The sequence below is a fragment of the Bremerella sp. P1 genome (genome assembly GCF_028748185.1).
Classification (GTDB): Bacteria; Planctomycetota; Planctomycetia; order Pirellulales; family Pirellulaceae; genus Bremerella.
In genome coordinates this window covers 4,097,585-4,123,349 of the sequence record NZ_CP118164.1, presented here as the reverse complement: position 1 = coordinate 4,123,349, position 25,765 = coordinate 4,097,585, and the positions used below count along the sequence as shown (strand labels likewise).

Genomic DNA, 25,765 nt, shown 5'->3' with positions numbered 1-25,765 from the left:
CTAATCTTGGGGAGCGCAACATGTGGGGTGCTCCCAGACGCTGGAATTATAACGCGCAAGCCGCCTCAGGGTTGAGAGGGTTAGCCTGAGGGCGACAAGATTTCGCGCTGGCTTTGACCTGCTTGCCGGTCGAACCAGTTTTTCCAGGCAGCGCACTTCGCTTCTAAAGAAATTGCGTCAGAAATCGCCCCGGGCCATTGATCTTTCGGGACAATACTGGACAGTCCGTCAAGTGCGGCCGAGCGGATCGCCGTTTCATCATCCATCACGCGAATAAGAAGTGGGATATCGCCTGCCTGTTTTCTGGAGGCAATCGCTTGTACCGCTTTCAGACGAATGGACTTCGAAGACGAATAAGTCATGCGGCTCAAGTGATCGAGTCCGCGGGGATCGCCTTGAGCATCGAGCGCTCGGCACGCGGCCATTTGCACATCGATATCACTATCGGTCAATCGACCCACAAAGTCATCGATGCTGGCTGGTCCATTCACGCTGGCAAGTGCTTCGATCGCAGCGACGCGGACATTGGGCATCTCGTGCCGAAGACCGTCTTGGACCTGCGAAGAAACGTCTTCCAACGGAAAGTCGGCGATGTATCGATAGGCAGCAATGCGTACCTGGGGGTTGTCATGTGCTAAAGCACGTCGGACGATTTGCTGAGCCGCTTCGCGTTGGTCACTGCGAATCACTTCCATCAGCACCGGCCATGTCATCGGCGTGAACTGCTCGACGTGCGATTGTAGTCGCCACACGACGAGTTCCGGCAAGTCTGCCTGACGAGACTGCTGTTCCAACTTTCGCAGTGCGGAAAGCGTGAGCTTGGGATCGCCGGACGTCGCCTCTTGAAGATGGCGGTAGGCGGGATCGCACTGGGGCAGTAGCACGTCGAACAAGTAAGGATTGTTGTACGAGACCAAGGGCTCGGCGGCCTGATCGACCGCGGCAAGGACCGCTTCCGGCTTAAGCAGCAAGGCCCGTCGGGCATCGGTTCTTTCGGTTTCACCGGAGGCATGTTCGGCCTTTTCGATCAGATCGAGAATGGCCACAACCTCTTCCGCTGAAAGCGTCGGGATCTCTTTGGGCTTCGCTGCTCGCGGCAATACTTCCGGCGACCGCTTCTGCTGGGCCACCAATTCCGGCGAACGTTGAATCATCGCCTCGCGTACCTGGCGACTATTGTCTTCCTTCAGGCGAGCAAAGACGGCTTGATACTTCGACTGCAGCGGCACTAACTCGGCAACCGCCAGGCGTACCCGCCATGACGAAGCTTCCGACAATCGTGACCACTCTTCATGGCCAGGAATCAGGCTCCAGGCAAACACCGCGGCAACTTGAACCAAGGTAGGATCTTTGTCGGTGATCTCTTTCAGCATGGCCTGAGCCGCGGCCGAGCCGTCACGTCCGAGCCCAATGGTGGCGTTGGCCCGCGAAGCGAACTCCGGGGATCGTGTCTGGGCGATGAGCGTTTCCAAGGAAGCCACGCTACGCAGGTAAGGCTCCCACAGCCCAAGGCGACGGATGGCCTGAGGCGATAACTGATCGAAGTGTTCGGTGATTGCGTCTGGCTCGGTCGAGCGATGAAACATGAGTAGGTCGAGCAGCGTCCCTTGCAGTGGAGGCGCGACTTGCGAGAAGTTGTCGATCAGTACGGATGCCTGCTGGTCTACCGGGAGAACCATCGCCAGGGAGATCCAGAACTGTTGCTCCAGGGCTAACGCTACGACTTCGTCCGTGGCTTCGGCAACACCGATGATTGCTTCCTTCTCTTGGAAGAGCTTCTCCACGATCGGCTTGGCCTGCTTGGGCGACGTCATCGCGAGAGCTTCCAAGAGCGCTGCTTTGGTGGTGAAAGCGACCTCGGGATCCTCGATCAATTCAGCCAACCGTCGGGATTCGACGGCGTACCCACCTCGCACCAAACCGATCAGCGCGGTTGCGGCGATCTCGGGATTGTTCGACTTCGTTCCGTTTTCCAAGGTCGCTTGCGGCGATTCTGGCTGATCTAACAGCGACTCGAGCGCGGAGTGACGCCAGCGAGTGCTTCGTTGAGCGACGGCCTGGTAGACAGGCACGCCATGATCGAGATACCAACCGCGTGACTGAACATGCTGAGGTCGGAGGGCCGTTTCCGAGGTTTGCACGACACTCGCGGCAAGCACCACTTCAGCCGCTTCCACGGCGGGATCGGTTTCGGCTGGCAGTTTCGCAGAAGAACGGGGGGGCTTCTCAGGCTTCTCTTTCGGTGGAGTCGAAGCCAACTCGGTCAGATCGCGGGAACCATCGACAACACTACGACAGCCGGGTCCCGTGGCGAGGGCCATGGTAACGATCGCTGCTAGCAGCGCAGCATGAATCGAATGGTTGCGAAGGTAATGAACGAACATGCCGCTGCTTTTAGCTGGCAGCGGCAGCTACGACAAGAGCATTCCAGCCGTCACGCCCCGTTAGTTGGGCACATCGGCTGGTGGAGCACCAGGACCATCGGCCATCGGAGCAGCCGCAGCCCCAGGAACGTCTGCTGGAGCGGCACCGGGAACATCGGCCGGTGCTGCACCCGGTACGTCTGCAGGTGCACCAGCACCAGGAATATCAGCAGGAGCTGCTCCTGGAATGTCAGCCGGTGCGCCACCTGGAATATCTGCGGGAGCGGCACCACCAGGAACGTCGGCCGGTGCTGCACCGCCAGGTACGTCAGCCGGGGCGGCACCTTCCGCATCAGGTGCTGCGATGTCGACGGCGGCCTTGGCAGCCAGTTTCTGGGCCGACACGGTCAGCGACTCGAGACGTGTCTTCGAGTTCTTCAGCAAATCGTCTTCCCACAGCTCGTCGTCATCGACGGTTGCCAACATCGAGAGCATCGACTTGGACAGGTTGACGATCAGCTGTCGATCTTCCGCGTTCTTGGCATACCGAATGAGACCTTCGCGGATCGAGCTACCATCGCCAGGGACTTGCGTTGTGGAGCCAATCAAACCTTGCTTGCAATCGTCGAGATGCGTCTTCACGCGACGACGGAACAAGGTTTCCATACGAACGACCAGGGGATCGCGAATGATCTCTGGCTCGGCCATCTCGTCGCCGAATTCACCGAATTCACCAAACTCGCCAGGACCACCTGGGCCACCGCGACCGCGCGACGTACGGGAAGGACGCGTCGAACGACCCGATGGAGGTCGCGACGTAGGGCGACCCATCGGCTGCATCATCGGAGCACCGGGACCGAATTCACTTCCCATCATTCCGGAACCACCTGGGCCCATCAATGCTTTGTAATACTCCGTCATCGCGTTGTCGTACCACTCGACGTCTGCCGCAACGGCTTCCAATGCAACCTTGCCAATTTGAGCCGAATCTTTGGCGACGTCCAGTTTAGCAGCCGTTTGAGCGTCGAAAGTGAGATAGCCCTTGGCTGCGATCGCATTGCATCGCATTTCAATCGGCAAGCTCTCATCGAGAATGATAATGTTGAGGGCGTTGGCCAAAGCACCATCACGGCCAGCGTTACCAATACTTCGTGCGATGTCGATCGCGCGTTTTCGCATCCAGGTATGGGCATCGGCTCCGCGACCTTCCGGCGGTGCCTTCTCGGTCAATGTTTTGACGACCAGGTCCATCACCTTGGTCTTCTCAGCACCGGCCATTGCTCCGAGGTTCACCCCATAAAGCTGGCACTGCTCCATCAAACCAATCCAGGCACCCACCTTCACGGCGTCGCTTTGATTCGGATCTTCCAACGCGGAAAGCAGAATAGCGGTCGCCGGAGCGTAAGGAACCTCAGGTGTCTGGTTAATGTTATCCATTTCCCGTGCGCGGAGGTCGCCCAGCAGCAAAATTGCGTTGTATCGAAGCACAGGATGATAATTCGGCTTGATGTATTCGCGCATAAACTCGACCATGATCTCGTTCACCATGGCTCGAGAAGTTGGCTCGGAGTAGAGTGGGCCGTAATAGGCACGCAAGAACTCTTGGCGCTTCGCACCAGCCTGCGTCCAATTCTCTTTGCGAGTCCAACTCTTGAGGTAGGCATCGCGGAAGAATTTGCGAATGAGTGCCCGGCCTTGCTCGTCCATCGTCTTACCGCTGAGGTATTCGCGAACGGCAGCTTGAGCCTGACCGAAACGGATGCGAGTTTGCGTATCACGCGAATCGGGATCGATGTCGGTGGCGGTAACCGGAATCTCGTTGTACTGAGCCCAGCTGGTCTGCGCACAGCAGGCCATGATGGCGAGTACCAGGGTCGAGACAGCAACTCGTTTCATGCCACGATGTTCCTATGAGTAAGAGTCTTCCCACCTCAGACAAACTGAGATAGAGCTTCGATGAGATGAGCGAGGGATCTAAGGGAGTACTTTTCCCCAATCGACGAGTAATCTAATCATACCCTCTGACATCGGTTAGGTTAAGAATAGTTGCTCGCCCGATTTTGTGTCAACGAATTCGCACTATCCCCCCAAAAGAGCCAACCTCGGCGATGACCAGCCTGCTTTATTACCACGATCGTTGTCTTCAGCACCAAACGGGCAAACATCCGGAATGTCCGTTGCGCCTGACGACGTGCACGACGCAGCTTCGCGACAAAAAAATCTGGGAAAAATGGACCCTTCCTACGTTTGAGGCAGCCACGCTCGAACAGGTTTTGATGGTTCACGACCGCGATATGATCGCCCGAACCCGCGAACTGGCCGAAAACGGAGGGGGAGAACTTGATGCCGATACGGTCGTTTCACACGACTCTTACAAGGTAGCGCTACTCGCTGCCGGTGCCGCAATTGATGCGACGCGGAAGGTGGTTCAGGGGGATGCTTCCAACGCGTTTTGCATGATCCGACCGCCGGGGCACCACGCCACAACCGACAAGGCGATGGGCTTCTGCCTGATGAACAACATCGCCATCGCGGCCGCCTTGGCGGTCAAAGAGCTGGACGTCCCCAAGGTCTTGATCGTCGACTGGGACGTTCATCACGGGAATGGAACCCAAGACATCTTTTGGCGTGACGAGAACGTGGCGTTCTTTTCCATGCATCGCTATCCGTTCTACCCAGGCTCTGGTGATCGAGATGCCGTGGGAGAAGGCCCGGGAAAAGGTACGACCTGGAACCTACCGGTCCCGTACGGAACCGATCGCATGGCTACGCTCACTACCTTTGAGTATCAATTGCAAGAGTTTGCCGAGCGTATTCAACCAGACCTGGTGATGATCAGCGCCGGCTTCGATGCGCACAAGGACGATCCGGTCGGTGACTTGGGCCTCGAAACCGAAGACTTCGCCACGCTGACCAATATTGTCCAGCAAATCGCCAACACATGGTGCGAGGGACGCATCGTCAGCATGCTGGAAGGTGGATATAACCCGCCACGCCTGGCCGACTCGATTGAAGTGCATCTTCGTGAACTGGCCAAGGCATCGGTGGAGAATGCTTCTTAGTGTTTTCTAGAGCTCGAACTCGTCTCCATCGGAGACTTCATCGGCCACGCTCAGCATCTTGAGCAGAACGACTACGTAGGGTGTGTCTGGGTGTGGATTCGGAGGCAGCGGCCGCGAGAAAGCATCCAAATCCATGGGGTCGTTAGAATTGGATTGGGGCCACTGAAAGTGGTTGACGTTGCAAACCATCGATGCGTCTTTCAACTAACCGGAGGAGACCAGGGGGAGACTAGTCGCTCTATTTAGCAACCGTAGTGCCAAATTCCCGAAAAGACATCCGAAAAAGTCTCAAGTCGCTGATATGCGTGTTTCTGGATGTTCGCTAGGTGCCGGCACAAACTGCCCTGTTTGTGCCTTCGGAGCAGCCGCTCAGGTCGATGGAAGAAATTGCAAATCGCTTTTGCAAAACGTACCAAAGGCTTACTTTTTCGCTTCTTCGATCAATTCAATGGCCAGTTGCAACTGAGGATCTTCAAAGTCGAGAAGCTCCTTCTCTTCATCCGAAATTTCTCGCTCGTTGGCCTCGTCCGGATTCGAGAAGTTGGTCCGGTCGACGTCGTGTAAACGCCTCGCCTTGATGACTTTCGTCAACGTCTCGTCGTCCAGCTCCATTTCCCCCCCCTCGTCAGGAGTTACGCCCCAATCGTCTTCTTCCTTGGAATCGGGAAAACGATGAATATTGCTTCCGTTGGGTCGCCAGTAGGTGGCCGTCGTGATCTTCATAGCGCGACGATCTCCATCGAGCGGGAAAATACTTTGCACCGTTCCTTTGCCAAACGAACGTTCTCCGACGACCGTTGCTCGCCCGTGATCCTGCAGCGCGGCTGCGAAAATCTCGCTGGCGCTGGCACTGAACCGATTCACCATCACCACAACCGGGAGATCACTGGGGACGATCGTTCCACCGGACGAAGCCTCGTAGACGTCGCGAATGCGATTGTTCCGCGTACGTGTCGTGACGATGTCCCCTTGATCGATGAACATGTCGACCATCTGGATGGCCGCCGTCAGGTAGCCACCGGCGTTGCCCCGCATATCGATGATCAAACCTTCCGCTTCTTCGTCAATTTGCTCCAGGGCAAACTCGAAGTCTTCGGCCGTTCGATCGCCAAACGAGTCGACACGGATGTAGCCAATCTTGGGGTTGCTTGCGAGATGGAAATCCCACTTCCCCCCTTCTCCATGTGTATCCCCCATGACTGACTCGACCATGATGTTGGCCCGGGTCATCGTGATATCGACGGGGTCTTCCTGGCCAATATGCCGCACGGTCAGTGTGACCGGGGTGCCGGTCTCCCCGTGCAGACGTTCCAGTGACTTGTCAAAATCTTCGCCGTTTAAGTCGACACCATCAATCGCCAGGACGATATCTCCGGCCTGAATTCCGGCCTCGTAGGCAGGAGCACCCGCAAGCGGCGTAATGATCACCATCTCGCGGGTTTCTTCATCGAAATCGACATGCACGCCGATCCCACCAAATTCCTGACCAAGCTCGCGGCGAAAGTTGGAATAGCGTGGCGGCGCGATATAGACCGAGTTCTGATCTAAAGGGGCGGTTAGCCCTTCCATGGCGGCGTTGAAAAGATCCTCGTTCTCAACCGGACGCACATAGAAGTCCGAGATCGTCCGCATCCCCTGCTGAAACATCAACGCATAACGAGATTGCGCCGCTGACTGGTAACAAATCATCGCCACCACAAAGGCGACGCAAATCACGATCAGGTTTCCACGCGGCATGGAACACTTCAACCTAAGAGCGGGAGAGAGATAAACCGATGGTTCTATCGTACCCCTTTGCCGGGGACGGTCCTAGTGCCAACATCCTAGAGGGGAAAAGCTAAGCCCCTAAGAATGGTACAGGAACCAGAAACGCATGCTGCTCTAAAAGGCTATCCGCCCCGCGCCACGAGATGTACAGAAACAAGTACATAAAGAAGATGTACGACACCACCACCGGGATCGCCGCCAGACGACTCATCCAGCGCCAGACGAAGTGGGCCGGCTTCTCGCGTTTCTGAGCCACGGCAACCGCCCAGCCTGAAAGCATCCGCGCCGGGAAAATGAAAATCACAAAGAACAAGCTCGGCAGCCAGGCAATCTCGCGATCGATCATTTCAATCTTCAGCAAGTACAGCGGCAGCGCAAACAGCAAGGTAATAAACAAGGCCAACCACCATGCCAGCGGTGCCTGACGGAACAACTGGCGAATGGCACGCACTTCAAACAATGCCTTGAAGCGGTTCTCGGCCGCGAAACGAGCTTGCAGAAATGGCAAGTAAAGCAGCACAAATGCAAAAAGGATCATGCCTGGCAAGCTCACCAGGAATGCAGGTCCAGGCTCGTTGATCTGGCGAGCACCGATCATCCACAGCACCGGCACCAACAGCCAGATCAGGGTGCCCACGAATCCCCGGGCACCCATCGAGAAATAGTGCCAGAGATGAAGTTCTTTGATAAAAGCAAGCGTTCCTTCCCGAGCCTGGGAATACATGCCGCCGTGAAAGATCGTTTTGAAGAACCTGATCGGAGCTGGCCAAAGAAAGTGTCGCAGCCGCCCACCGCGGTAGCATGCCCAAGCGACATGCAGGCTGACGGCGACCGTCGCGACCATCGTAATCACCCACAGATTTCGTGTTTGAGCGCTCTGCGGATCAATCAGCCAAGCGCTTTGCCAGGCATCCGATAAAAGCCGCAGCGGCAGAAACATTAACCAGGCACCAGCGACGATGCTCCCGATACGGGCCGCTTTGCGAATACCGACAAACCCTTGTGTGAACTTGCCGGTCCGGGCAATTCGTCCGCTTACTTCCAGCAGATAACCCAGGCTCATCAGGTTCAAAATGGGCACGGTCGCGAGAAAGGCGAGAATCACGATCATCGAAACGACGCCAAAGCACCACTCCCAGGCACTCATCAGCCCATAGCCAATGCGCCAGACGATGTTTTTCTGCGGCGGCTGGGCGGCCTCGGCCGGGATTTCGCTGGCAGGCTCATCGCGCGAATCGACAACCGGGGCAACCAGTTCCTCGGTAGGAACAAGCTCTTCGTCATGCCAAGTTGAATTGACCACAGACATCGGGGAGATCCAGGAATCGATGAGACGGGAATCAGCGTAATTCCTTATGTCTGTTCTACCTAACGCGATGCCGTCTTGGTTTTGAGATTTCTGTGAAAACAGAAAGATTTCTCGACAACAGGAAACAAATATTGCCCAGACCCGGTAAGAATAGGTACTAAGCCGTTTCTTTTCTAATCTCGAGAGTCTCAGAGCGAGTCTCCCTATGTGGCTCAAGAATATTGCCTTTATCGCCCTGGCCACCGTCGTCTTGGCCTCTCTGGCCAACTGGCTGCTAGCGCCGCCTAAGGTCGAAGCACTCGACGAACCGGTTGTCGTTGTCTCGGATGACTTCCAGACGGCGAAAGAGGCGGTCGATGCTCAGTTTCGGGAAACCTGGCAATCCCAAGAGCTTGAGCCAGCGCCGAAGGCCGACGATCTTACGATCGCCCGGCGTATCTCGCTGGGTCTGACGGGCTCGATTCCTTCGCTGGAAGAAATCCGCCTACTCGAGAATCGCCCGGCAGAAGACCGCCTGGCATGGTGGGTCAACCATCTGCTGGAAGATCGCCGCTATGGCGACTACATGGCCGAACGCCTTTCGCGAGCCTATGTCGGCACCGAGAATGGCCCCTTCCTGATCTTCCGCAAGCGGCGTTTTGTCACCTGGCTCAGCGATCAGCTGATGGCCAATCGCCCCTATAACGAATTGACGCAGGACCTGATTGCCGAATCAGGCCTCTGGACCGATCACCCCGCGGTCAACTTTATTACCGCGACCGTCGATCAAGATGGCACCAAGGAACCGGATGTCGCGATGTTGGCCGGTCGCGTGACCCGTGCTTTTCTGGCGACCCGCATCGACTGCGTGCAGTGCCACGACGACAACCTCGGTGGCGATCTGAAGCAAACCGACTTCCACGAGTTAGCATCATTCTTCAGTGAAGCCCAGAACTCGTTTGTCGGCATCATGGACAGGAAAGGGAAACCGTACGAGTACAAGTATCTGCATGCCGAGGAAGAAACGACCGTTCCGGCCCAGGTGCCGTTCAATCAGCATCTGCTCGACGAATCGGGCGGAACGCTACGTGATCGCCTGGCAGGCTGGGTCACACATCCTGAGAACAAACCGTTTGCCCGGGCGATCGTGAACCGTGTCTGGGCAGTGATGACCGGTCGACCACTCGTCGAGCCGGTCGACAACATCCCGCTCAAGGGAAGCTTCGAGCAAGGAAACTACCCCGCCGGGCTCGATCCGCTGGTCGACGACTTCATTCAACACAACTTTGACCTGAAGCGATTAATTCGCCTGATCGCGTCGACCGAGGCTTTCCAGCGTGATAGCCGTGCCGAGCATGAAATTACCGCCGAGCACGAACGTACCTGGGCTTCGTACCCAGTGACGCGACTACGACCTGAGCAGGTCATCGGCAGTATCAACCAGGCTTCCTCCTTGAGCACACTCAATGCCGAGAGCCACGTTCTTACGCGATTGGTTACCTTTGGCGAAACGAACGAATTCCTCAAACGGTACGGGGATGCTGGCGAAGACGAGTTCAGCATGGACGGTGGAACGATCCCGCAGCGTCTACTCATGATGAACGGCAATCTGGTCACTGAGCGGACTCGCAACAATTTTGTCCGCAACGCCGCCACTCGCATTTCGCAGCTGTCTCCCGACAACGAGACCGGTGTGGAAACGGCTTTCCTGTGCGTACTGACGCGACGTCCAACTCCCCAAGAGTTGGAGCACTTTGTCAGCAAGCTGGAAAACGACGAAGTGAAATCGAACCGCACCCAAGACTATGAAGACATCTACTGGGCTTTGATGAACTGCACCGAGTTCGCCTGGAATCACTAGGAAACGCCATGAAACGCTTTCAACATCTCCTTGGTCCCGAAGGTTGCGGCACACGTGCGCATTTCAATCGCCGCACGCTGCTCGGAGCCGGTGCCGGTCTGGCTTGGCTGACGCCACTTTCCCAGTTGCTGGCAGCCTCGTCGGAAGAGAAGTCCAATAAAGGACGCCCTAAGTCGGTCATCGTCCTGTGGATGCAAGGTGGTCCCAGCCAACTGGAAACCTGGGACCCACATCCCGGCAAGATGATCGGTGGCGATACCAAAGCGATCGACACGTCGGTCAAAGGCCTGAAGATCGCCGACACAATGCCGCACACTGCCGAAGTGATGCACGAGATGGCGTTGCTGCGGTGCGTGACCAGTAAAGAAGGCGATCACGAGCGAGCCACCTACAACATGCAGACCGGCTATCGGCCTGACCCCACGCTTATTCATCCATCGATCGGAGCCATTCTCTGCCACGAGCTTTCAGCCCAAGGGGTCGAGATCCCTCGGCACGTGTCGATCTTCCCTTCGGCGTTCGCTTCGCGAGGTGGTTTTCTGGGAAATCAGTACGATGCATTCAAGATGTACGATCCAACTGGCCCGCTGCCAGACCTGCCGAAGCGTGTCCCGGAAGATCGCTTCGAAGCCCGACTGAGCGACCTGGACATACTCGAATCAAGCTTTGCCAAAGGACGTCGTTTCGATCTGGAGAAGAACAAGACTCTGCATCGCGAGACCGTCGATCGTGCTACCACAATGATGACATCGGACCAGATTGGTGCGTTCAATATTGACGGCGTGCCGGAGGAAATCAAAGAGCAGTTCGGTAACACTCCGTTCGGCCGCGGCTGTCTGTGCGCGACACAGTTGATTGAAACGGGCGTACGCTGCGTTCAGGTAACACTTAACGGCTGGGACACGCATGCCAACAATCACGAACTGCAATCGGCCCGCGCCGGCGACCTCGATGCCGCACTCAGCGCGACCATCAAGCACCTGAAGGACCGCGATCGCCTGGATGATACGATCGTCCTGTGTGGCGGCGAGTTTGGGCGAACCCCTAAGATCAACCCAGCCGCTGGTCGCGATCACTGGCCGCACGGCTTTAGCGTGGCCTTGGCAGGCGGCGGCATCCGCAAAGGGGTCTTCCTCGGCGAAACCGATCCCGAGGGGGAAAAGATCACGCCTGAGACCAAGCACGCGGTTCGTGTCGAGGATATCCACGCCACGATCCACAATGCCTTGGGGATCGATATCGACAAGGACTACCAGACTCCCATCGGACGCCCGATGGCAATCTGCCAGGGAACTCCCATCTCTGAAATCGTGGCCGACGCTTAATCAACCGGCCGCTGTTTCTCGAACTCGAGAATCGCATCGAGTGTCATGTTCGATTGTTGATACTCGATGACCATCATCTGCGGCTGTTTCAGAAGTGTCTCGATGGCATCATTCGTCACAGGCGTATTGGCAAGTCCGATGCCCACCAGCTTCGGCAGCAGGGGCAAACGCATCAGGTCGTCGTCGGTCACTTCGCAGCCGGCCAGGTTGATCTGCTCGAGATTCGGAAGACCTGCCAACATTTCCAGTAGTTCAGGTCGATATCGCTCCGGGGGAATCTCCACGGCGTAAATCGTTGTCTGCTCGTCTCGGCGGAGCATTTTCACGCCAGCACGAGCTAACAGGAAACGAATCCGTCGGCTCTCGACCTCCATGCCGAACACTTCGTCATCGCTCCCTTGCACAAACTGCTCGCGTGTTTGTTCGACCAGTCCCCCTTCGTTGTTCAGGACATAGTACTTGTCCCCCAGCCATGGCCGAGGCTCCGACAGGTGCAGCTTATCCCCAGGCTGCGATGAACGCTGAAAGTAAAGCGTGAGCAGTCGCCGCTCATTGGGAAACGGCACGTGAAGGTCTCCCCAGCCGGTAATCTTCGTGGCATCCTCCTTGGTCGTGATCATCCCTTCCGGCAAATGATTTGAGTAAAGCACGCTGGCGATTCCATGATCGACCAAGCCCAAGTAAAACCCGGCCGGATAGACCAACAGCAGCACCGCCACGACCCACTCCCAGCGAAACTGCGGACGAATGCTCGGAGCATTCCACATCACCCAACTACCGATGACCGCCGTGGCCAGGTTCCATGGCATGACGCTTTCGTTATGACTGTAAAAGAGCGGAGACAGAAAGATGACGATCCCCACATGCATCATCACGCAGGGTATCGCCGCCCAGCGTGGTCGAAATATGGCCAGCAGGCCCACCGCGATCTCTCCCAGCGAAACCCCGTAGGCAAACAGCATCTGGAAGTCTTCCGGGTTCACGTGTAGCGACTTCACCATGTACCACGACCCGAACGAGAACCAGTCCGGCGACAAAAGCTTATGCGTGCCTGCCCAGAGCCATAGCGAAGCGAGAAACCAACGCACGATCACAACACCCACATTCTCGACGGTGGCCAGCATCAAAACGGTATTGGCAATGAACTGAGGCTGCGTGCGGTACTGATCGAACACGAACGCAACGAGCAGCGAAGCTGCGTGCACTGCGAGGCCCATTTGGGGACGGACCAGAACCAATACCAGCGTGGCCAGCATCCACCAGCCGAATGGTATCTGCGGAAGATCGATCAGCGGCATATGGACTGGCATATCACGCACCTGCCACAGCGGCCACGTAATCAGAATGGTGGCAGTCTGAGCTATCACCGCCACGACCAGCAAACGATACCGCACCGGAGGCAGCCCCAGCACCAATGGCTGAGCCCCCTGCAAGGCGTCGGTGTTTTCTGACTTTGTAGCCGTTTCCATGCTTCCGAGTGCTGGTTGGATATTCGATATAACCCTTAACCATAGCACACAATCGGCCAATTCCAGGGAGATCGAGAATTCCGACCCAATCACTTGATCGAGGGGGTCGCCATGCCACACAATGGGGCACACCCCTAGACAGTCCACATGATGAAGGCGACGAGGAATTTGGCATGCTGGCTCAACTACGTACCTACTCCATGGCCGGCATCGATGCGATTCCTGTGGAGGTCGAAGTCGACGTTTCCCCCACGGCATTGCCCAAGACCGTCCTGGTCGGCCTACCGGAAGCGGCGGTGAAGGAAAGCGTTCACCGCATCGAGCGGGCCATCGTCAACAGTGGCTTCTTCTGCCCACGGGACCGCGTGGTGATCAACCTCGCCCCGGCGAGGCCCCGCCCATGAAGCTTATAGAATCCCCGGAAATCGGGACTATTTCGAGCCTAGTTAAACGACTTCGGCCGTTGTTCACCTTCCGTTCCCCATGCTGGAAGTGGCAGACGATCCTATCCACAACACCCCGCAAGGCTTCACCCTTGCGGCGTCCGGCGGCCTCCCGTTCGATTTCCTTCTCTGCCGCCTCAAGGGCCGTCTTGCGGGTTTCGAGTTCCTCACGGATGCCCTGGAAAGGCTTCCGAAGATCAACCAGCCGTTGCCGTAGTTCGCCGATCTCGGCTTCCAGTGGTTCCATCTTTGCGACGGCGCGAACCTTCAATGAATCCGGCAACGTCCGGTAGTCGTCTAGCATGCCATCTAGTTCGGTTTCCTTCTCAGCAATCAACTTTTCGAGCTTGGGCCGGATTCGCTCGAAGGCCAAACCGAAAACCACATCGAATCCCTCCCCAATTCGCTTACGTTCCTTGGACGTGGCGAACTCTTCAACGTAGGCGATGACATCGCAGGCGACGTCCGCGAATTCCTGCTCCAGGAACCGCCCGTTTACCAGGATCGACCGGACGCCCTCTACGTCGCCCGTGTCGCTCGCCTGGATCAACTGCGCCACCTTGGGCGCGGTTTCCTTCAGGTATCGCAAAACGAATTCTTCTAGAACCTCATGGCGCACCCGGTGACAGTGGCAGCCCTTGGGATTCTTGGGGCCGTATTTGTTGTAGGTGCTGCAAAAGTAGTTAGGTTTCATCCGAGTTGAACCACCTCCACCGGCGGCGTGCATGACCTCGCCACAATGGCCGCAATAGAGAAACGGCCTCAACCAGAGTTCCGCAAGTTTGGGCGACCGGTGCCCCCTGTTGGCTGCTTTGCTCGCGGCCTTGAGTTTGTTCTGGCACTTGTTGAAAGTTTCAACGGGGACAATCGGCGCAAATTCCGGCGCTTCGGGCTGGACGTAATCGGCGCAATCGCGGCGCTTGGTCCTAGCCTTCCCGTTTATTTCCTGGAGACGCCCGTCGACATACTCTACGAATGCGGCGTTGCTTCGCTTGTTCCAGGTCGGAAGCCCGATATAGATGGGGTTCGAGAGCATCGCCCGTATCGTGTGCTTATACCATGCCTCTCCGAAGATCGGCGAAACCTGGAGACCGTTGAGACGGTCGGCAATTCCACGGGGTGAGATGTCTTCTGTAGAGTACCATTTGAAAACCTGCCGGACAATCTTCAACCGGTCCTTCTCCTTGGAAGGTCGCAGACGTAGCGTGTCGGTGGTGTCCTTAACCGGGGTGACGTTCTTCCCAGTGAATCGTTCCGACTTACCGCCCGGATAAACCTTCAACCGGTCCAGGTGACCGACATAGACCGTCCGCCACTTCTCTTTCCCGTCAGGGCCGAAGCAAACTACGTCCGTCCCGTATGGCGCGTAGCCGCCTTGATACTCACCCTTGCGGGCATAGGTAACCTTGCCGGAGATATTCCGGTGCGCCTTCTCGCGTTGCTCGCGTTTGCTTGTCAGAGCGCCCACAACGCCCGTCAGGACGGAACCGTCATCGTCCCCGGACAATAGCCTGCCCTGCGAGTCGATCAACTCGCATTCGTGATCTCGCAAGATGGAAATCAGTTTGCCCCACTCGAAGGCGTCCTTCGTACCGAATCTATCTTGTGAGTCCACAATGATTCTATCGAACCTCCCCGCCTTCACTGCCGTGAGTAGGGCCTGGAAGTTCTGCCGTTTGTCTGACCGATGCCGGGGGTTCTTCCCGTCGCTGTCCTCATACCAGATAGGCGCGGCCCCATTGCGGGCTGTCCAGGCTGTTATGTTGTCACGTTGGCGAGTGACATCCTGCTTGTCAGAACTGACTCGGACGTAGGCTGCTAATCTCATGGGGCGTTCCTTGTTTGGGTAGTCTCGTCCGATCAAGCCTACTTTGATTCGATCGCGCTAGCAATTCAGTAGTCGCAAAATAAAAGGCCACCGGTCCCCCGGTGGCCTTGCCTTGAATAAGAAGCCCCGGCCCCCTGGAGTAACAGGGCCGGGGCAACGCCGTTCCTAGGCCACTACTACGACGGTCACGGCGAAATGGAAACCCAAAAATTTTTCGATCCTAGATCGTCAAGAAACTAGCTAGATGAGAGGCAGGATTTCCCAGCGTCGGTTGCTTCTCCCTGATTGCATCTAGCTAGAATCTAGCAAGACGCAAAGCCTTTCAGGGCAATCTTTTCCGTTGACGCAAGTGGTTCCCGGTGCATGCTTTCAGTAGTCAATCGCCGCCAACTACTGAGGAACTCGCCATGATGAACAGCAGCTACAACGCCCTATTAACAACAGCCATTGCCCGCAAGACTTCCAACGTCGAACCCGTGTTAGCGGCCGTTTGGCGATACGTGGCAAATCACGAGAAGCCCACTGACATGCCCTTTGAAACTTGGCTGTTTGCCGTGGCCTTTCGTTTCGTGCGAACCCAAGAAAAAGGCCCCGGGGAAAAATGAACAAACCCCGGGGCCTGACCCCGCCTACTTTTGTTGCCGTCGCTCAGCGAGTTCGGCGAGAAGCTTGTCATTCTGCCAAGCCTGGAGGAAGACTTTCTTCTTTCGGCTATCGGTCTCAGCTAGATACCGCTGAAAGGCCGCTTCGGCTTGGGCTTTGAGATATTCAAGGTTCATTGAATCAAACCAGTTAGTTTCTTTCTGACGCTTCGGTCGATTGGGTGCCATCGCTTGCGTGGTGACTCGGACCGACAACCGGCGCAGATGGATAGAGGGTTCACTGGCCACCAACCAGGAGACGGGACAGGTTCTTCTAATCCCGTCATACCTTTTGGAATTGTCCAAACTCGACAACGCCCGTAGTCGGTTCGACTGAAGGCAACGAGTAGGCGACGGGGGAAGGAATCGGGCGTGAATTCGCCGTGCGTACCGGACGTGGTTTCATGCAACCAAGTTGCATAGCGGAAATCAGGGAGAAGCCAGACAACTTCCGTCTCTTGTTCCGCGACGTGGTGCAGGATGTCGTGGGCATGCTCGCGACGTTGTGGGACTGGTTCGGCGTCGATTATGTCGGACATCTGCCAGAATTTCTGGAAGGTGTCGTGATAGTAGGCGGACTGCTGACAGACGTCATCACCGGGGATACGCTTCGGGTATCGACTCGGATGCAACGCCGGACAGTGAAGGTCCAGACGAGGGAAAACAGCATCTTCGGGGATGTCATCAACCGTGCAGCCTTCCGGACGTGGCCGCATGACGTTTCGATAGAGAATCCGCGAGACTCTCGCAGGAGTGTAGACGCCGTTGATTTCGTGTGCTCGCGAGATGGAATAAGCCACAATTTGCGAACCGTGCATACTAGTTGCCGTGATTCCCATTTCGGCATCAACCGTGAGGCAGCGCACCCAAGCCCAACGGCGCGCCGGATCATGCAACCAGCGCACTTTGGTTTCGTGGGATAGGTCACTCACTGAGGCGTTCCTTAATTTTCTCGCGTTCGGCCTCACGCTCGGAAATGGAAACCATCGTCCGCGAGTGGTCTAGGTTCGCCTTTTCACGCTCTTCGGCTTGCTTGGCTGCTTTGCCTCTCGCGGCGTTGAGTTCGGCTTCGGCTAGTCGGTCGATGATGCCCCAAAACTCAGTAGCGAGTACGTCCGGTGATAGATCGTTCGATCTTGCGACAGCGCGGGCATAGGCGATATCTTGCTCGCTTGCATGCGGGTAGGAAGCGAGCGACAGAGACGCCGCGCACTCTCGCGCCGTTTTCACTTCGGGATGATTGCCGAGTGCATCAAGTCGAGATTGTTCGGCCGCTTCGGCTTGCTGTTCCTTGGAGACCTTCTTAGCAATTGCTAGGCGGCGTTTTGCTGCTGCAATCTCGCCAGGGGTTCGCGCTGACTCTAGCGTCTTGGCGGCATGATCCGCGAAAGACGATTGCCAGGGAGTTTGCTCTCGGGGCGCCAGTTCGGCCGCCTCGCGGGCTACTTGGGATTTTGTATTGGCGGCGCGCTGCCGGTCGGCTGCCCGCTCATCGAAGGATTTGAGACGAACTCGATTGCCAGCGTCGTCATATACGAAGTAGTGATCGGGTAGCATTAGCGCGCCTCGCGTCGTTGAGACTGGGTGTTGAGCATCTGACGGACTCGCGCCAGGGCGTTCGGCGAGATGCCGCGCGACTCCAGGTCATCGCAAACGGCAACGAATGGATTTCCATTCGTGGTCACGTCGAGTTGCTCGCCCATATTCAAAATGGCCAGCAGCCAAGCGTTTTCGCCGTGGGCACTGTGGGGGTCGGCGAATAGTGTTTTTCGAGTGTGTGCATAGGGATTCATAGCGGGGTTTCCTAAGTTGAAAGAAGCCAGTCACCACGTATTCGTGGTGACTGGCAACCGGGTTCTACGGACGGCACTTTCAAACCGCCCGGAAAATAGAAGAAGCGACCGTTGATTGCTTACGGTCGCCGTCCATCGGCCCAGACCCGGCCGATGGGTGTTCGAGTCCGGCGGCAGGCAGGTAGGATACCTGCCGCCGGAAGGCTGCCACCGCCCGTCACTTTGCGGTAGCTAGTCGCATTCGGCCGTCGTCATCGACGGTCCAGGTTTTCGGTGGTTCTGGCGAGATGCCAGCGACATAGGCAACGCCATCGGCATTTTTCCCGATTGGGAAGCCAAGTGCAGAAACAACCTCAACGAAACGCCAACGAGGCCAGACCACTCGTCGGCGCTCGTCGAGAGATGTGAGATACCCGTGGTAGGCGTCCTTGAGTTTGACGCGGCCACGTGGGTCAGTGTGGTAGTTGGTGTGGAGAAATTCTTGAATCGTCACGGTGTCTTGCCTTTCAGAATGGGGAACCGTGACGGTGGTTCAGAGTGTCGGCCAGAAAAGATTGCCTTACCCCCTTAGTATCTCCCAAAAGGCCCTCTAAATTCAGGACTTGCACCAAACTTCTACAAATATTCCTTATCAACGCGTCAAGACTAACGCACCTATTCCTGAGATGTGCTGCCGGTGGCCAGTATCAATTTTAAGGCTGCTAGCAGCCCGCCCTCTGCGTGCGAGCCGCAAGAACGATGAACCACGCCACTTGCTGCCAAATGCCGCGAGACGTCGCCTCCGGGCCTCTCAGAGGCTATTGCCATTTCAGTCGACTCTCTAGTTGCCCGAGATTACCCATTTTCCGAGTCAATTCAAAAGGATAATATTCGTAACCCACTGCCATACAATAAGTTGCAAAACAACAGTTACCCAATTAGCCGATTACCGTTTTCTCGCTTCTATTCTCTTATAGGAGTATTAAAACACTTTCCCCTTATATGATTCTCAAGAGATAAATAACTAACTAACTCAGTAACTAAAATAAGGAATCAGGAAACAGGTAAATTGCCGAAGTACATACAGTGCCAATACTTGCGAATATTGCACGCGTCGCCCGACATCTCACGAAACCGCTCACAAAAGGGTAACAATCGGGGTGAAATGGTTACTGTTTCTGGCAGGTGAGCCGCTGACGACGCGACCACGCGTGATACTGCACCGCGTCTCGCGCGGTTAATGTATAGTATACGTCTGTTCACTTTGCAAAAGTCGTCACAATCTCTTCAACCGGTGAAATCATACCGGCCGCGTCTGGCATCGCGACCGGCGAAACCCGGACAACCGCGTCTACCGGCATAGCTCATCCAATCGTCACCACCGGCCGGTGAAGTTGGGCAAAATGCGTTTTACATTCCTTCAACGGACGTTCAAGCAATGTAAAATTGGGTAGGTGAGAGAAGTTTAACCGCCCGGAACCGACATCATGAGCAAGCCACACGTCGCCTACCTTCGAGTCAGCACCCAACGCCAAGGCCAATCCGGCTTAGGTCTGGAGGCCCAACGCGCGGCCGTGGCCTCTTATTCGCCTGCTGCTGAGTTCATCGAAGTGGAATCGGGAAAGAAGTCGGATCGTCCACAACTCGCGGCAGCAATCGCAGAGTGTCGCAGGACGGGGGCAGTCCTCGTCATCGCAAAGCTAGACCGCCTAGCCCGCAACGTGGCTTTCGTGGCGAACCTCATGGAGGCCGGTGTAGAGTTCGTGGCGTGCGACATGCCCAACGCCAACAGGCTGACGGTCCATATCATGGCGGCCGTGGCCGAAGATGAGGCCGCGCGTATCTCGCAACGCACCAAGGACGCCCTAGCGGCAGCCAAGGCGCGAGGCGTTCGCCTGGGGAACCCTGACAACCTCACGGAAGCCGCGAGACGCGCCGGGGCCGACGCTATGCGAGCTAAGGCCGCCAAGGCTTATAGCGGCATCCTCGCAACCATGCAGGCCATGCGAGCCGCCGGTGATTCCCTTCAGGCCATCGCCGATCACCTGACGCAGGCAGGCCACCTAACGACACGGGGGAAGGCGTGGAGTCCCACGGCCGTGGCTCGCGTCCTTGCGAGAGCCTGACACGATCTCCAGACGCTCGTCGTGAGGTTGTGTTGTGTCGATCGTAGGGGGTGGGTCAAATTTGATGATTGACCACACCCCCTCCCATGGGCCGCTAGTCCAGCCCTTTCGACGAACTGCGCACCAGTGAAAATGGGCGGTACCGCGTCGCCATCACCCACTAGCGATCCAGTCTACAGAGGGGCGACGCTGACTTCATTTCGCACAGCTTATTGAAATCATTGGTCATTCTAAACTTTGTAATGCCGTAGGAATCCAGTCGATTGGATTTCTAGCACGAGTCACGTTTTTGAAATTACCTTGGAAATTACCCTAATAATTACTGTGACATTTTAATTACGTAATTAGAAACACTGTGCGATGAAATGCTGAACAAAAGAGAACAACTTTGAACATGCGGCAAAATATAAATTCAAGCCATGAAGAATTTGGGTCCATGCAGGAGAAGCAATATCTCGACACAGAAAAAAGATGTTTGAACAACAATATCCTCATTGGAGTTCAGCTCAGGAATTCAATTCGGGAATGTTGTTCGCGATGAGATTTAGAACCAAACAACGTCGATATAGCAAACAAAGAAGCGAGTGAGGATCGCGATGAGAATTTGAAAGTTTTTTCTCTTGAAGACGATTTTTGCTGTTGGCGCATTCGGAAAATATGCTCCAATCGAAGCAATCAGAAAGGAAACCCGTGGCCTTTAACTTTCAAAAATTCACCGATACCGACACGTCCTTCGTGGCGAGGATCACGGTCCGCCAAACGGGCCAGCTTGGTTTCAATGCCGGTGCGATCAACCGCTTCGATATCAACAGCTATGAGAAGGCGATTCTCTATTTTGATCCGGTAGAACGCGTGGTAGGTATCGAATTAACAAACGAGAACAGCGAGGGCGCAATTGATATCAAACGCAGCCCAACGAACACGTATATCCGCGCGAAGAATTTTTGTGACCGGTTTGAGATCGACTACAAGGAGTCCCACCGGTTCGAGCTACAGAAAGACAGCGACACCGGTTTACTGATTTTTGAACTAGCCAAAGAAATAACAAAGGACAGTGTGTCCGATTAAACGCACAAAGCCGCCTCCGAGACAAGTTTCTGAGGCTTATCGGAGGCGGCTTTCGTTGGGCGGGGTGGGTACCTGTAAGGCTTTCCCCCTATGCATACAGGTACTCCGCCATCGCCTTCATGTCAACCTGTTTCCTAGGGGGCATGGAGGTTTCTTCGATGAAACCATACATGATTTCGTACGACCTGAATCGGCCAGGTCAGAACTATGCCGATTTGTACGAGGCGATCAAGAAGGTGGGGAACTGGTGGCATCACCTGGACTCCACATGGATCGTCACGACTTCGTTGTCCGCTAGTCAAATTCGCGACAATCTGGCGCCCTATCTGGACGGCAACGACAAGTTGCTTGTCGCCCATCTCTCTGGAGAGGCGGCTTGGATCGGCTTCAATAAGAACGCCTCGGATTGGCTAAAGGACGCGCTGTCGTAGTCTGTTAATAGCCCACGGCGCGATTCGCGCCGTGGGCTTTTCCTGTGATTTCAAGTTTACGTCAAAGTTCTAATCCTGCGTGGTGCCATATGAACGAACAGCAGAAACCCTCCGACAAGCGATCCATTCAGGAATCGCAGGGGGTCCGGGGAACCGTCAAGAACGAACAAAAGGCCGACGAAGCCATTCGTCGGATGAAGGAAGGCAAGAAATAATGAGTGACGACCAAAAATCCAATAGTGGCATTACCAATAATTCACAGGCCAGTGCCAGTTCGGCAAAGAATGCTCAAATGGCCGACAAGGCGATTCAAGCAATTAAACAAGAAGGAGCAAATGATGTCCGATCGGAAAAATGATGATGTTCGTTTCAAGGAAATGGACTTGCGTCCGCAACACGTACAGGGTTCGCAGGGCGGTAAGGGCACTTCCGAAAATGATCGTAAAGCACAGGAAGCCATCACTGAAATGAAGAAGAAGCAGGAAAACAAATGACTCCAGAATGGGTATCAGCGATTTCCTCTGCGGTCTGCGGATTCGGTACGCTCGCAGCAGTGCTCGTCGCATTCTTCCAATTGCGAAAACTCAACAAGTCGGTCGCGTTCGCTGGATTGGCGAACGTGATCCAGCTTGAACGTGACATGTGCAACAGCAAAGAGAAACTGGACGAAATCAACAATCGGATTCGGACAGAGTGCCATAATAATCCCGATCCTGCCGCGATCGAAATTCTTGAGGATTTGCGTCAATGCTATTTGGAAAACTGGCTCAACACCGTGGATCGCTTGGCCTATTGCATCATCAAGAAGCACCTTGATGATCGTGAGTGGAAGGTTGAATATCGTCCGTACATCAATACGGTGATCAATTCATTCCCCGAAGAATTCGGAGTGAATTCGATTTATACCAATACGATCGATCTCCATGACAAGTGGAAGCGATCGTAGTTGCAAGGAGGGAGATAAATCTTAGGCGTCGAGTAAGTTGGCTCAATGGTGTTCCGCAAGCCCCGGAAACTCGGTTAGTCCGGCCTCGTATTCGAGACGGTCCAACTCTTCCAGAAGTTCGCCTTCTCGCGTCGCCGGGTCGCCATCAACGACACGGCCCTTGGCGATGCCTTCTAGCTCTTTGTCGATCTCATCCCATCGACGCTGAATCTCTTCCGGTGTCATAGCCCACCTTGAATGTGTTAGAGTTTTCCGCGATTCTAACCCCTCTGCGGCTAGTTACCACCCCCGCCTTCTGAAGGAATTCCAATACTGGAGATTCATCTGATGTCTCACCCTTTCATTCCCGGGACAGAATACACCCGCGCCGACGTCTATCGCTTGCTCGACGTCCCCACTCACCTGCAACGTGGGAACTGGGAAACGGGCTACAACCGGTATGAGAACAACCTCTACATTTTCTGCAATGTCGGTGTGAAAGGGCGCACGGATCACGACTACGACAATCACTGGGAGGGAGATGATTTCGTCTGGTTTGCGAAGACCGGAACCAAGCTCAGGCAGCCTCAAATCCAATGGATGCTCAACCCGACTGGGAAAATCTTCCTATTCACCCGAAGCGTCGAGCGAGGGGCGTTCACGTTCTGGGGAACCGTCATCGCGAAGAACTCGGAAGATTCTTCACCGGTGAAAATCACATGGAGAGTGGAAGAGCGTTTCCTGATCGCAGTCGACATCGAACCCGTACCAGCAGACCGAACAGAGACCACGATATCCAGAATCATACGTGATACGGCCCTGGCGAAACGAATCAAGGAACTTCACGGCAACCGGTGCCAGATATGTGGCGAGGCTTTGAAGCTATCGGACGGGACGTTCTACTCGGAAGCCCATCACCTGCAACCTCTCGGCAGCCCTCACGATGGCCCGGATGTTGAAGGAAATATCCTTGTAGTTTGCCCAAATCATCACGCCCTTTGCGATTTCGGAGCAATTCACTTGGATATCGAAACATTGCGTCGACACCCTTTGCACGAAATCGGTCCACAGTTCGTAAGTTACCATAACGCCACAATTGCCCATCGCAGTAGCAGATAGGCGGGCTCACATTTAGGCGTTCAACTTCGCCTTCCGTCGCTCTAACCTGTTTTCTCAGCCGGGTTATTGACGGCTGACAATAGCTTGCCAGAATATCGGTAACATGGACACGCTTACACCCTCCCAGCGCAGCGAACGCATGAGCCGGGTCCGGTCGAAGGACACGAAGCCAGAACTTCGAGTCCGCAAGCTTATCCATGGCATGGGATATCGCTATCGACTTCACGTAAGAAAGCTTCCCGGTAACCCCGATCTCGTCTTTGCCTCCCGTCGCCGTGTCATCTTTGTTCATGGCTGTTTTTGGCATCGTCACAGAGGGTGTCCGAATTGCCGATTACCAAAGTCGAAGCTTGATTTTTGGGAACCGAAATTGGAAAGCAATGCCCGCCGGGACACCCGGAATCAAAGGGAATTGCGTAAACTTGGCTGGAAGGTGCTCGTTATCTGGGAGTGCCAAACCAAGGATGTGGAACGCCTCACGGAAGTGGTACGTTCCTTCATGGAAGACGGCGAATGAAAGCTATTGAACTTTTCGCGGGTGGTGGCGGACTTGCTCTTGGAACCAAGGCCGCCGGTTTCGATCATGCTGCCGTTGTCGAATACGACCGCAATTCATGCGATACAATCCGCGAGAATAACCGGCGCGGAGTTGTCGATTGGCCAATCTACCAAGGCGATGTCCGAGAGTTCGATTTCAAGCCCTATGAAGGCGTTGACCTTGTCGCCGGTGGACCGCCATGCCAACCGTTTTCAATCGGTGGAAAGCATCGGGGCCATAGCGACCACCGCAACCTTTTCCCCGAAGCTGTCCGTGCCGTACGCGAGACAATGCCGCGCGCGGTGCTCATTGAAAACGTCAAAGGCTTGTTACGTCCGGCTTTCAATTCGTTCTTTGAGTACGTGATTCTACAACTCACCTATCCTGAACTCACGATCAAAGCTAACGAGGAATGGCAGAAACACCACGAAAGGTTGGAACGCCATCACACAAGGGGCCGCAATAAATCCGGGCTCCACTATCAAGTTGTCTGGAACCGAATCAACGCCGCTGATTTCGGCGTACCCCAAAAGCGCGAACGGGTTTTCATTGTTGCTTTTCGTAGTGACATCGCCGCGCGATGGGCATTCCCACAACCAACGCATTCCCACGCTGCTTTGCTGCGCAGCCAATGGATTACGGGGGAATACTGGGACCGCCATAAGATCACCAAACGGAAGCGGCCCCCCATGCCGACGATTACCGATCGCCGTCTTGAACAACTCGAAGCCGGTGACGGCTTGGAATCGTGGTTGACGGTCCGAGATGCAATCTCTGATTTGCCAGACCCAACAAAGGGCCGCAACAAAATCCCCAACCATGTCCACAATCCCGGGGCAAGAACCTACAAGGGGCATACCGGCAGCCCGCTAGATGTCCCAGCCAAGACACTCAAGGCAGGTGACCACGGTGTCCCGGGTGGTGAAAATATGCTGGCCTACCCTAGCGGGGATGTCCGATACTTCACGGTGAGGGAAAGCGCGCGATTGCAGACCTTTCCCGATAACTTCATTTTCGCGGGCTCTTGGACCGAAACCATGCGGCAACTCGGAAACGCCGTCCCGGTATCCATTGCCGCGAAAATAGCAACGAACATCCGGGAAAGCTTAGCGACGGAGCGAAGGCGTGAGGGAAGAAACGCCATACAACCCACTGGACAAGGTTCATCTAGGCGAAAGCGTAGCTAACGCCATCTTAAGGCGACCCGTGGAGCCACTGCCGCCACCAGAGGCTTTTCTTGGGGCTGGTGTTTACGCAATCTACTACACCGGTGACTTCCCAGCATATCGAAAGATTTCGGAAAGGAATCGGGAGAACCGTTTCGAGTGGCCAATCTATGTCGGTAAAGCAATACCAGCGGGCGCTAGGCGTGGAGGATTCGGTCTGAATGTCTCACCAGGGCGGGCGTTGTTTGGGCGTTTGAATGAACATGGGCAATCGGTAGAACAGGCAGGGAACATAGACCGGTCCGATTTTTTCTGCCGCTATCTAGTTGTTGATGATATCTGGATTCCACTTGGTGAGGCTCTGTTGATCCAGATGTTCTCCCCGGTATGGAACACAACATTAGACGGATACGGCAACCATGATCCGGGCAGGGGGCGCTATAACCAGCAGCGTTCCCCATGGGATGTTGTTCATCCAGGCAGAGAGTGGGCAATGCGTTGCGCAGAAAACGCTAGGACTTCGGATAGCATACTGGAGGACATCGAAACCGCAATTATCGCGACTTTCTAGGT

Annotated in this window: 29 protein-coding genes; 16 read left to right on the top strand and 13 right to left on the bottom strand. The window is 55.5% G+C overall.

Annotated elements, in window-relative coordinates; all coding sequences use genetic code 11:
• Positions 1-80: 80 nt before the first annotated feature.
• Positions 81-2,384, bottom strand: a complete 2,304-nt coding sequence (locus tag PSR63_RS17330; RefSeq protein ID WP_274326935.1) for a HEAT repeat domain-containing protein — start codon at positions 2,382-2,384, stop codon at positions 81-83.
• Between the two features lie 60 nt (positions 2,385-2,444).
• A complete protein-coding gene (locus tag PSR63_RS17325) occupies positions 2,445-4,259 on the bottom strand; it encodes a hypothetical protein (RefSeq protein ID WP_274326934.1) in 1,815 nt (604 codons plus the stop codon).
• A gap of 212 nt (positions 4,260-4,471) precedes the next feature.
• Between PSR63_RS17325 and PSR63_RS17320 the strand changes: the two genes are divergently transcribed.
• A complete protein-coding gene (locus PSR63_RS17320) occupies positions 4,472-5,425 on the top strand; it encodes a histone deacetylase family protein (RefSeq protein ID WP_274326933.1) in 954 nt (317 codons plus the stop codon).
• A gap of 6 nt (positions 5,426-5,431) precedes the next feature.
• Here the strand turns inward: PSR63_RS17320 and PSR63_RS17315 are convergent, their stop codons facing one another.
• The 3 genes from PSR63_RS17315 to PSR63_RS17305 form a co-directional block, all read right to left on the bottom strand.
• A complete protein-coding gene (locus PSR63_RS17315) occupies positions 5,432-5,560 on the bottom strand; it encodes a hypothetical protein (protein WP_274326932.1) in 129 nt (42 codons plus the stop codon).
• A gap of 285 nt (positions 5,561-5,845) precedes the next feature.
• On the bottom strand, positions 5,846-7,162 hold the full coding sequence (locus tag PSR63_RS17310; protein ID WP_274326931.1) for a S41 family peptidase: 1,317 nt from the start codon (positions 7,160-7,162) through the stop codon (positions 5,846-5,848).
• A gap of 100 nt (positions 7,163-7,262) precedes the next feature.
• Entirely contained in the window at positions 7,263-8,501 is a 1,239-nt protein-coding gene (locus PSR63_RS17305) for a DUF4013 domain-containing protein (RefSeq protein WP_274326930.1), read from the bottom strand.
• A 205-nt stretch (positions 8,502-8,706) separates the two neighbouring features.
• Between PSR63_RS17305 and PSR63_RS17300 the strand changes: the two genes are divergently transcribed.
• Both PSR63_RS17300 and PSR63_RS17295 read left to right on the top strand, forming a co-directional pair.
• On the top strand, positions 8,707-10,341 hold the full coding sequence (locus PSR63_RS17300) for a DUF1549 domain-containing protein (RefSeq protein WP_274326929.1): 1,635 nt from the start codon (positions 8,707-8,709) through the stop codon (positions 10,339-10,341).
• 8 nt (positions 10,342-10,349) lie between these two features.
• Positions 10,350-11,666 (top strand): DUF1501 domain-containing protein, encoded by a 1,317-nt coding sequence (locus PSR63_RS17295; protein ID WP_274326928.1) that lies wholly within the window; start codon positions 10,350-10,352, stop codon positions 11,664-11,666.
• On the opposite strand, the gene PSR63_RS17290 is transcribed toward PSR63_RS17295, so the two are convergent.
• Positions 11,663-13,135, bottom strand: coding sequence for a DoxX family protein (locus tag PSR63_RS17290; RefSeq protein WP_274326927.1), 1,473 nt, complete (start codon positions 13,133-13,135; stop codon positions 11,663-11,665). The genes PSR63_RS17295 and PSR63_RS17290 overlap by 4 nt on opposite strands.
• 173 nt (positions 13,136-13,308) lie before the next feature.
• Here PSR63_RS17290 and PSR63_RS17285 point away from each other — a divergent pair, with 173 nt between their 5' ends.
• On the top strand, positions 13,309-13,539 hold the full coding sequence (locus tag PSR63_RS17285) for a magnesium chelatase domain-containing protein (RefSeq protein ID WP_274326926.1): 231 nt from the start codon (positions 13,309-13,311) through the stop codon (positions 13,537-13,539).
• Here PSR63_RS17285 and PSR63_RS17280 read toward each other — a convergent pair.
• On the bottom strand, positions 13,508-15,406 hold the full coding sequence (locus PSR63_RS17280) for a recombinase family protein (protein ID WP_274326925.1): 1,899 nt from the start codon (positions 15,404-15,406) through the stop codon (positions 13,508-13,510). The two genes, PSR63_RS17285 and PSR63_RS17280, sit on opposite strands and share 32 nt — an antisense overlap.
• Before the next feature lie 407 nt (positions 15,407-15,813).
• Between PSR63_RS17280 and PSR63_RS17275 the strand changes: the two genes are divergently transcribed.
• Complete coding sequence (locus PSR63_RS17275; RefSeq protein WP_274326924.1) at positions 15,814-16,011, top strand: hypothetical protein; 198 nt, start codon at positions 15,814-15,816, stop codon at positions 16,009-16,011.
• A 24-nt stretch (positions 16,012-16,035) separates the two neighbouring features.
• Here the strand turns inward: PSR63_RS17275 and PSR63_RS17270 are convergent, their stop codons facing one another.
• The 5 genes from PSR63_RS17270 to PSR63_RS17250 all read right to left on the bottom strand — a co-directional run bounded on the left by PSR63_RS17270 (position 16,036) and on the right by PSR63_RS17250 (position 18,333).
• A complete protein-coding gene (locus PSR63_RS17270; protein WP_274326923.1) occupies positions 16,036-16,185 on the bottom strand; it encodes a hypothetical protein in 150 nt (49 codons plus the stop codon).
• Complete coding sequence (locus PSR63_RS17265; protein WP_274326922.1) at positions 16,182-16,979, bottom strand: hypothetical protein; 798 nt, start codon at positions 16,977-16,979, stop codon at positions 16,182-16,184. The genes PSR63_RS17270 and PSR63_RS17265 overlap by 4 nt, the downstream gene beginning before the upstream one ends.
• Positions 16,972-17,604 carry a hypothetical protein gene (locus tag PSR63_RS17260; RefSeq protein WP_274326921.1) on the bottom strand — a complete coding sequence of 211 codons (633 nt, stop codon included), beginning with the start codon at positions 17,602-17,604 and terminating at the stop codon, positions 16,972-16,974. The genes PSR63_RS17265 and PSR63_RS17260 overlap by 8 nt, the downstream gene beginning before the upstream one ends.
• Entirely contained in the window at positions 17,604-17,840 is a 237-nt protein-coding gene (locus PSR63_RS17255) for a hypothetical protein (RefSeq protein WP_274326920.1), read from the bottom strand. The genes PSR63_RS17260 and PSR63_RS17255 overlap by 1 nt, the downstream gene beginning before the upstream one ends.
• A gap of 217 nt (positions 17,841-18,057) precedes the next feature.
• The gene (locus PSR63_RS17250) at positions 18,058-18,333 is read right to left on the bottom strand and encodes a hypothetical protein (RefSeq protein WP_274326919.1); all 276 of its coding nucleotides are present in this window, start codon (positions 18,331-18,333) and stop codon (positions 18,058-18,060) included.
• A gap of 973 nt (positions 18,334-19,306) precedes the next feature.
• Here PSR63_RS17250 and PSR63_RS17245 point away from each other — a divergent pair.
• The 7 genes from PSR63_RS17245 to PSR63_RS17215 all read left to right on the top strand — a co-directional run bounded on the left by PSR63_RS17245 (position 19,307) and on the right by PSR63_RS17215 (position 22,390).
• A complete protein-coding gene (locus PSR63_RS17245; protein WP_274326918.1) occupies positions 19,307-19,945 on the top strand; it encodes a recombinase family protein in 639 nt (212 codons plus the stop codon).
• A gap of 690 nt (positions 19,946-20,635) precedes the next feature.
• The gene (locus tag PSR63_RS17240) at positions 20,636-21,013 is read left to right on the top strand and encodes a hypothetical protein (RefSeq protein WP_274326917.1); all 378 of its coding nucleotides are present in this window, start codon (positions 20,636-20,638) and stop codon (positions 21,011-21,013) included.
• A 158-nt stretch (positions 21,014-21,171) separates the two neighbouring features.
• Positions 21,172-21,444, top strand: a complete 273-nt coding sequence (locus PSR63_RS17235) for a hypothetical protein (RefSeq protein WP_274326916.1) — start codon at positions 21,172-21,174, stop codon at positions 21,442-21,444.
• Positions 21,445-21,533: 89 nt separating this feature from the next.
• Complete coding sequence (locus PSR63_RS17230) at positions 21,534-21,659, top strand: hypothetical protein (RefSeq protein WP_274326915.1); 126 nt, start codon at positions 21,534-21,536, stop codon at positions 21,657-21,659.
• Positions 21,659-21,802 (top strand): hypothetical protein, encoded by a 144-nt coding sequence (locus PSR63_RS17225; protein WP_274326914.1) that lies wholly within the window; start codon positions 21,659-21,661, stop codon positions 21,800-21,802. Before PSR63_RS17230 ends, PSR63_RS17225 begins: the two co-directional genes overlap by 1 nt.
• Entirely contained in the window at positions 21,780-21,938 is a 159-nt protein-coding gene (locus tag PSR63_RS17220) for a hypothetical protein (protein WP_274326913.1), read from the top strand. The genes PSR63_RS17225 and PSR63_RS17220 overlap by 23 nt, the downstream gene beginning before the upstream one ends.
• Positions 21,935-22,390, top strand: coding sequence for a hypothetical protein (locus tag PSR63_RS17215; RefSeq protein WP_274326912.1), 456 nt, complete (start codon positions 21,935-21,937; stop codon positions 22,388-22,390). The genes PSR63_RS17220 and PSR63_RS17215 overlap by 4 nt, the downstream gene beginning before the upstream one ends.
• A gap of 42 nt (positions 22,391-22,432) precedes the next feature.
• On the opposite strand, the gene PSR63_RS17210 is transcribed toward PSR63_RS17215, so the two are convergent.
• On the bottom strand, positions 22,433-22,615 hold the full coding sequence (locus PSR63_RS17210; RefSeq protein WP_274326911.1) for a hypothetical protein: 183 nt from the start codon (positions 22,613-22,615) through the stop codon (positions 22,433-22,435).
• A gap of 102 nt (positions 22,616-22,717) precedes the next feature.
• Between PSR63_RS17210 and PSR63_RS17205 the strand changes: the two genes are divergently transcribed.
• The 4 genes from PSR63_RS17205 to PSR63_RS28220 all read left to right on the top strand — a co-directional run bounded on the left by PSR63_RS17205 (position 22,718) and on the right by PSR63_RS28220 (position 25,763).
• Positions 22,718-23,488, top strand: coding sequence for a DUF3427 domain-containing protein (locus PSR63_RS17205; RefSeq protein WP_274326910.1), 771 nt, complete (start codon positions 22,718-22,720; stop codon positions 23,486-23,488).
• 103 nt (positions 23,489-23,591) lie between these two features.
• Positions 23,592-24,005 carry a very short patch repair endonuclease gene (locus PSR63_RS17200; RefSeq protein ID WP_274326909.1) on the top strand — a complete coding sequence of 138 codons (414 nt, stop codon included), beginning with the start codon at positions 23,592-23,594 and terminating at the stop codon, positions 24,003-24,005.
• Positions 24,002-25,213 (top strand): DNA cytosine methyltransferase, encoded by a 1,212-nt coding sequence (locus PSR63_RS17195; protein WP_274326908.1) that lies wholly within the window; start codon positions 24,002-24,004, stop codon positions 25,211-25,213. The genes PSR63_RS17200 and PSR63_RS17195 overlap by 4 nt, the downstream gene beginning before the upstream one ends.
• Positions 25,152-25,763 carry an Eco29kI family restriction endonuclease gene (locus tag PSR63_RS28220; RefSeq protein WP_443111047.1) on the top strand — a complete coding sequence of 204 codons (612 nt, stop codon included), beginning with the start codon at positions 25,152-25,154 and terminating at the stop codon, positions 25,761-25,763. Before PSR63_RS17195 ends, PSR63_RS28220 begins: the two co-directional genes overlap by 62 nt.
• Positions 25,764-25,765 lie beyond the last annotated feature (2 nt).

Bases quoted from the DNA above. Each gene is read 5' to 3' on its own strand.
- PSR63_RS17210 (WP_274326911.1), bottom strand. From the start codon at position 22,615: ATGACACCGGAAGAGATTCAGCGTCGATGGGATGAGATCGACAAAGAG.
- PSR63_RS17260 (WP_274326921.1), bottom strand. From the start codon at position 17,604: ATGCTACCCGATCACTACTTCGTATATGACGACGCTGGCAATCGAGTT.
- PSR63_RS17215 (WP_274326912.1), top strand. From the start codon at position 21,935: ATGACTCCAGAATGGGTATCAGCGATTTCCTCTGCGGTCTGCGGATTC.
- PSR63_RS17255 (WP_274326920.1), bottom strand. From the start codon at position 17,840: ATGAATCCCTATGCACACACTCGAAAAACACTATTCGCCGACCCCCAC.
- PSR63_RS17320 (WP_274326933.1), top strand. From the start codon at position 4,472: ATGACCAGCCTGCTTTATTACCACGATCGTTGTCTTCAGCACCAAACG.
- PSR63_RS17305 (WP_274326930.1), bottom strand. From the start codon at position 8,501: ATGTCTGTGGTCAATTCAACTTGGCATGACGAAGAGCTTGTTCCTACC.
- PSR63_RS17270 (WP_274326923.1), bottom strand. From the start codon at position 16,185: ATGAACCTTGAATATCTCAAAGCCCAAGCCGAAGCGGCCTTTCAGCGG.
- PSR63_RS17300 (WP_274326929.1), top strand. From the start codon at position 8,707: ATGTGGCTCAAGAATATTGCCTTTATCGCCCTGGCCACCGTCGTCTTG.
- PSR63_RS17235 (WP_274326916.1), top strand. From the start codon at position 21,172: ATGAAACCATACATGATTTCGTACGACCTGAATCGGCCAGGTCAGAAC.
- PSR63_RS17275 (WP_274326924.1), top strand. From the start codon at position 15,814: ATGATGAACAGCAGCTACAACGCCCTATTAACAACAGCCATTGCCCGC.
- PSR63_RS17285 (WP_274326926.1), top strand. From the start codon at position 13,309: ATGCTGGCTCAACTACGTACCTACTCCATGGCCGGCATCGATGCGATT.
- PSR63_RS17200 (WP_274326909.1), top strand. From the start codon at position 23,592: ATGGACACGCTTACACCCTCCCAGCGCAGCGAACGCATGAGCCGGGTC.
- PSR63_RS17280 (WP_274326925.1), bottom strand. From the start codon at position 15,406: ATGAGATTAGCAGCCTACGTCCGAGTCAGTTCTGACAAGCAGGATGTC.
- PSR63_RS17310 (WP_274326931.1), bottom strand. From the start codon at position 7,162: ATGCCGCGTGGAAACCTGATCGTGATTTGCGTCGCCTTTGTGGTGGCG.
- PSR63_RS17315 (WP_274326932.1), bottom strand. From the start codon at position 5,560: ATGGATTTGGATGCTTTCTCGCGGCCGCTGCCTCCGAATCCACACCCA.
- PSR63_RS17220 (WP_274326913.1), top strand. From the start codon at position 21,780: ATGATGTCCGATCGGAAAAATGATGATGTTCGTTTCAAGGAAATGGAC.
- PSR63_RS17205 (WP_274326910.1), top strand. From the start codon at position 22,718: ATGTCTCACCCTTTCATTCCCGGGACAGAATACACCCGCGCCGACGTC.
- PSR63_RS17290 (WP_274326927.1), bottom strand. From the start codon at position 13,135: ATGGAAACGGCTACAAAGTCAGAAAACACCGACGCCTTGCAGGGGGCT.
- PSR63_RS17295 (WP_274326928.1), top strand. From the start codon at position 10,350: ATGAAACGCTTTCAACATCTCCTTGGTCCCGAAGGTTGCGGCACACGT.
- PSR63_RS17230 (WP_274326915.1), top strand. From the start codon at position 21,534: ATGAACGAACAGCAGAAACCCTCCGACAAGCGATCCATTCAGGAATCG.
- PSR63_RS17195 (WP_274326908.1), top strand. From the start codon at position 24,002: ATGAAAGCTATTGAACTTTTCGCGGGTGGTGGCGGACTTGCTCTTGGA.
- PSR63_RS17245 (WP_274326918.1), top strand. From the start codon at position 19,307: ATGAGCAAGCCACACGTCGCCTACCTTCGAGTCAGCACCCAACGCCAA.
- PSR63_RS17325 (WP_274326934.1), bottom strand. From the start codon at position 4,259: ATGAAACGAGTTGCTGTCTCGACCCTGGTACTCGCCATCATGGCCTGC.
- PSR63_RS17330 (WP_274326935.1), bottom strand. From the start codon at position 2,384: ATGTTCGTTCATTACCTTCGCAACCATTCGATTCATGCTGCGCTGCTA.
- PSR63_RS17225 (WP_274326914.1), top strand. From the start codon at position 21,659: ATGAGTGACGACCAAAAATCCAATAGTGGCATTACCAATAATTCACAG.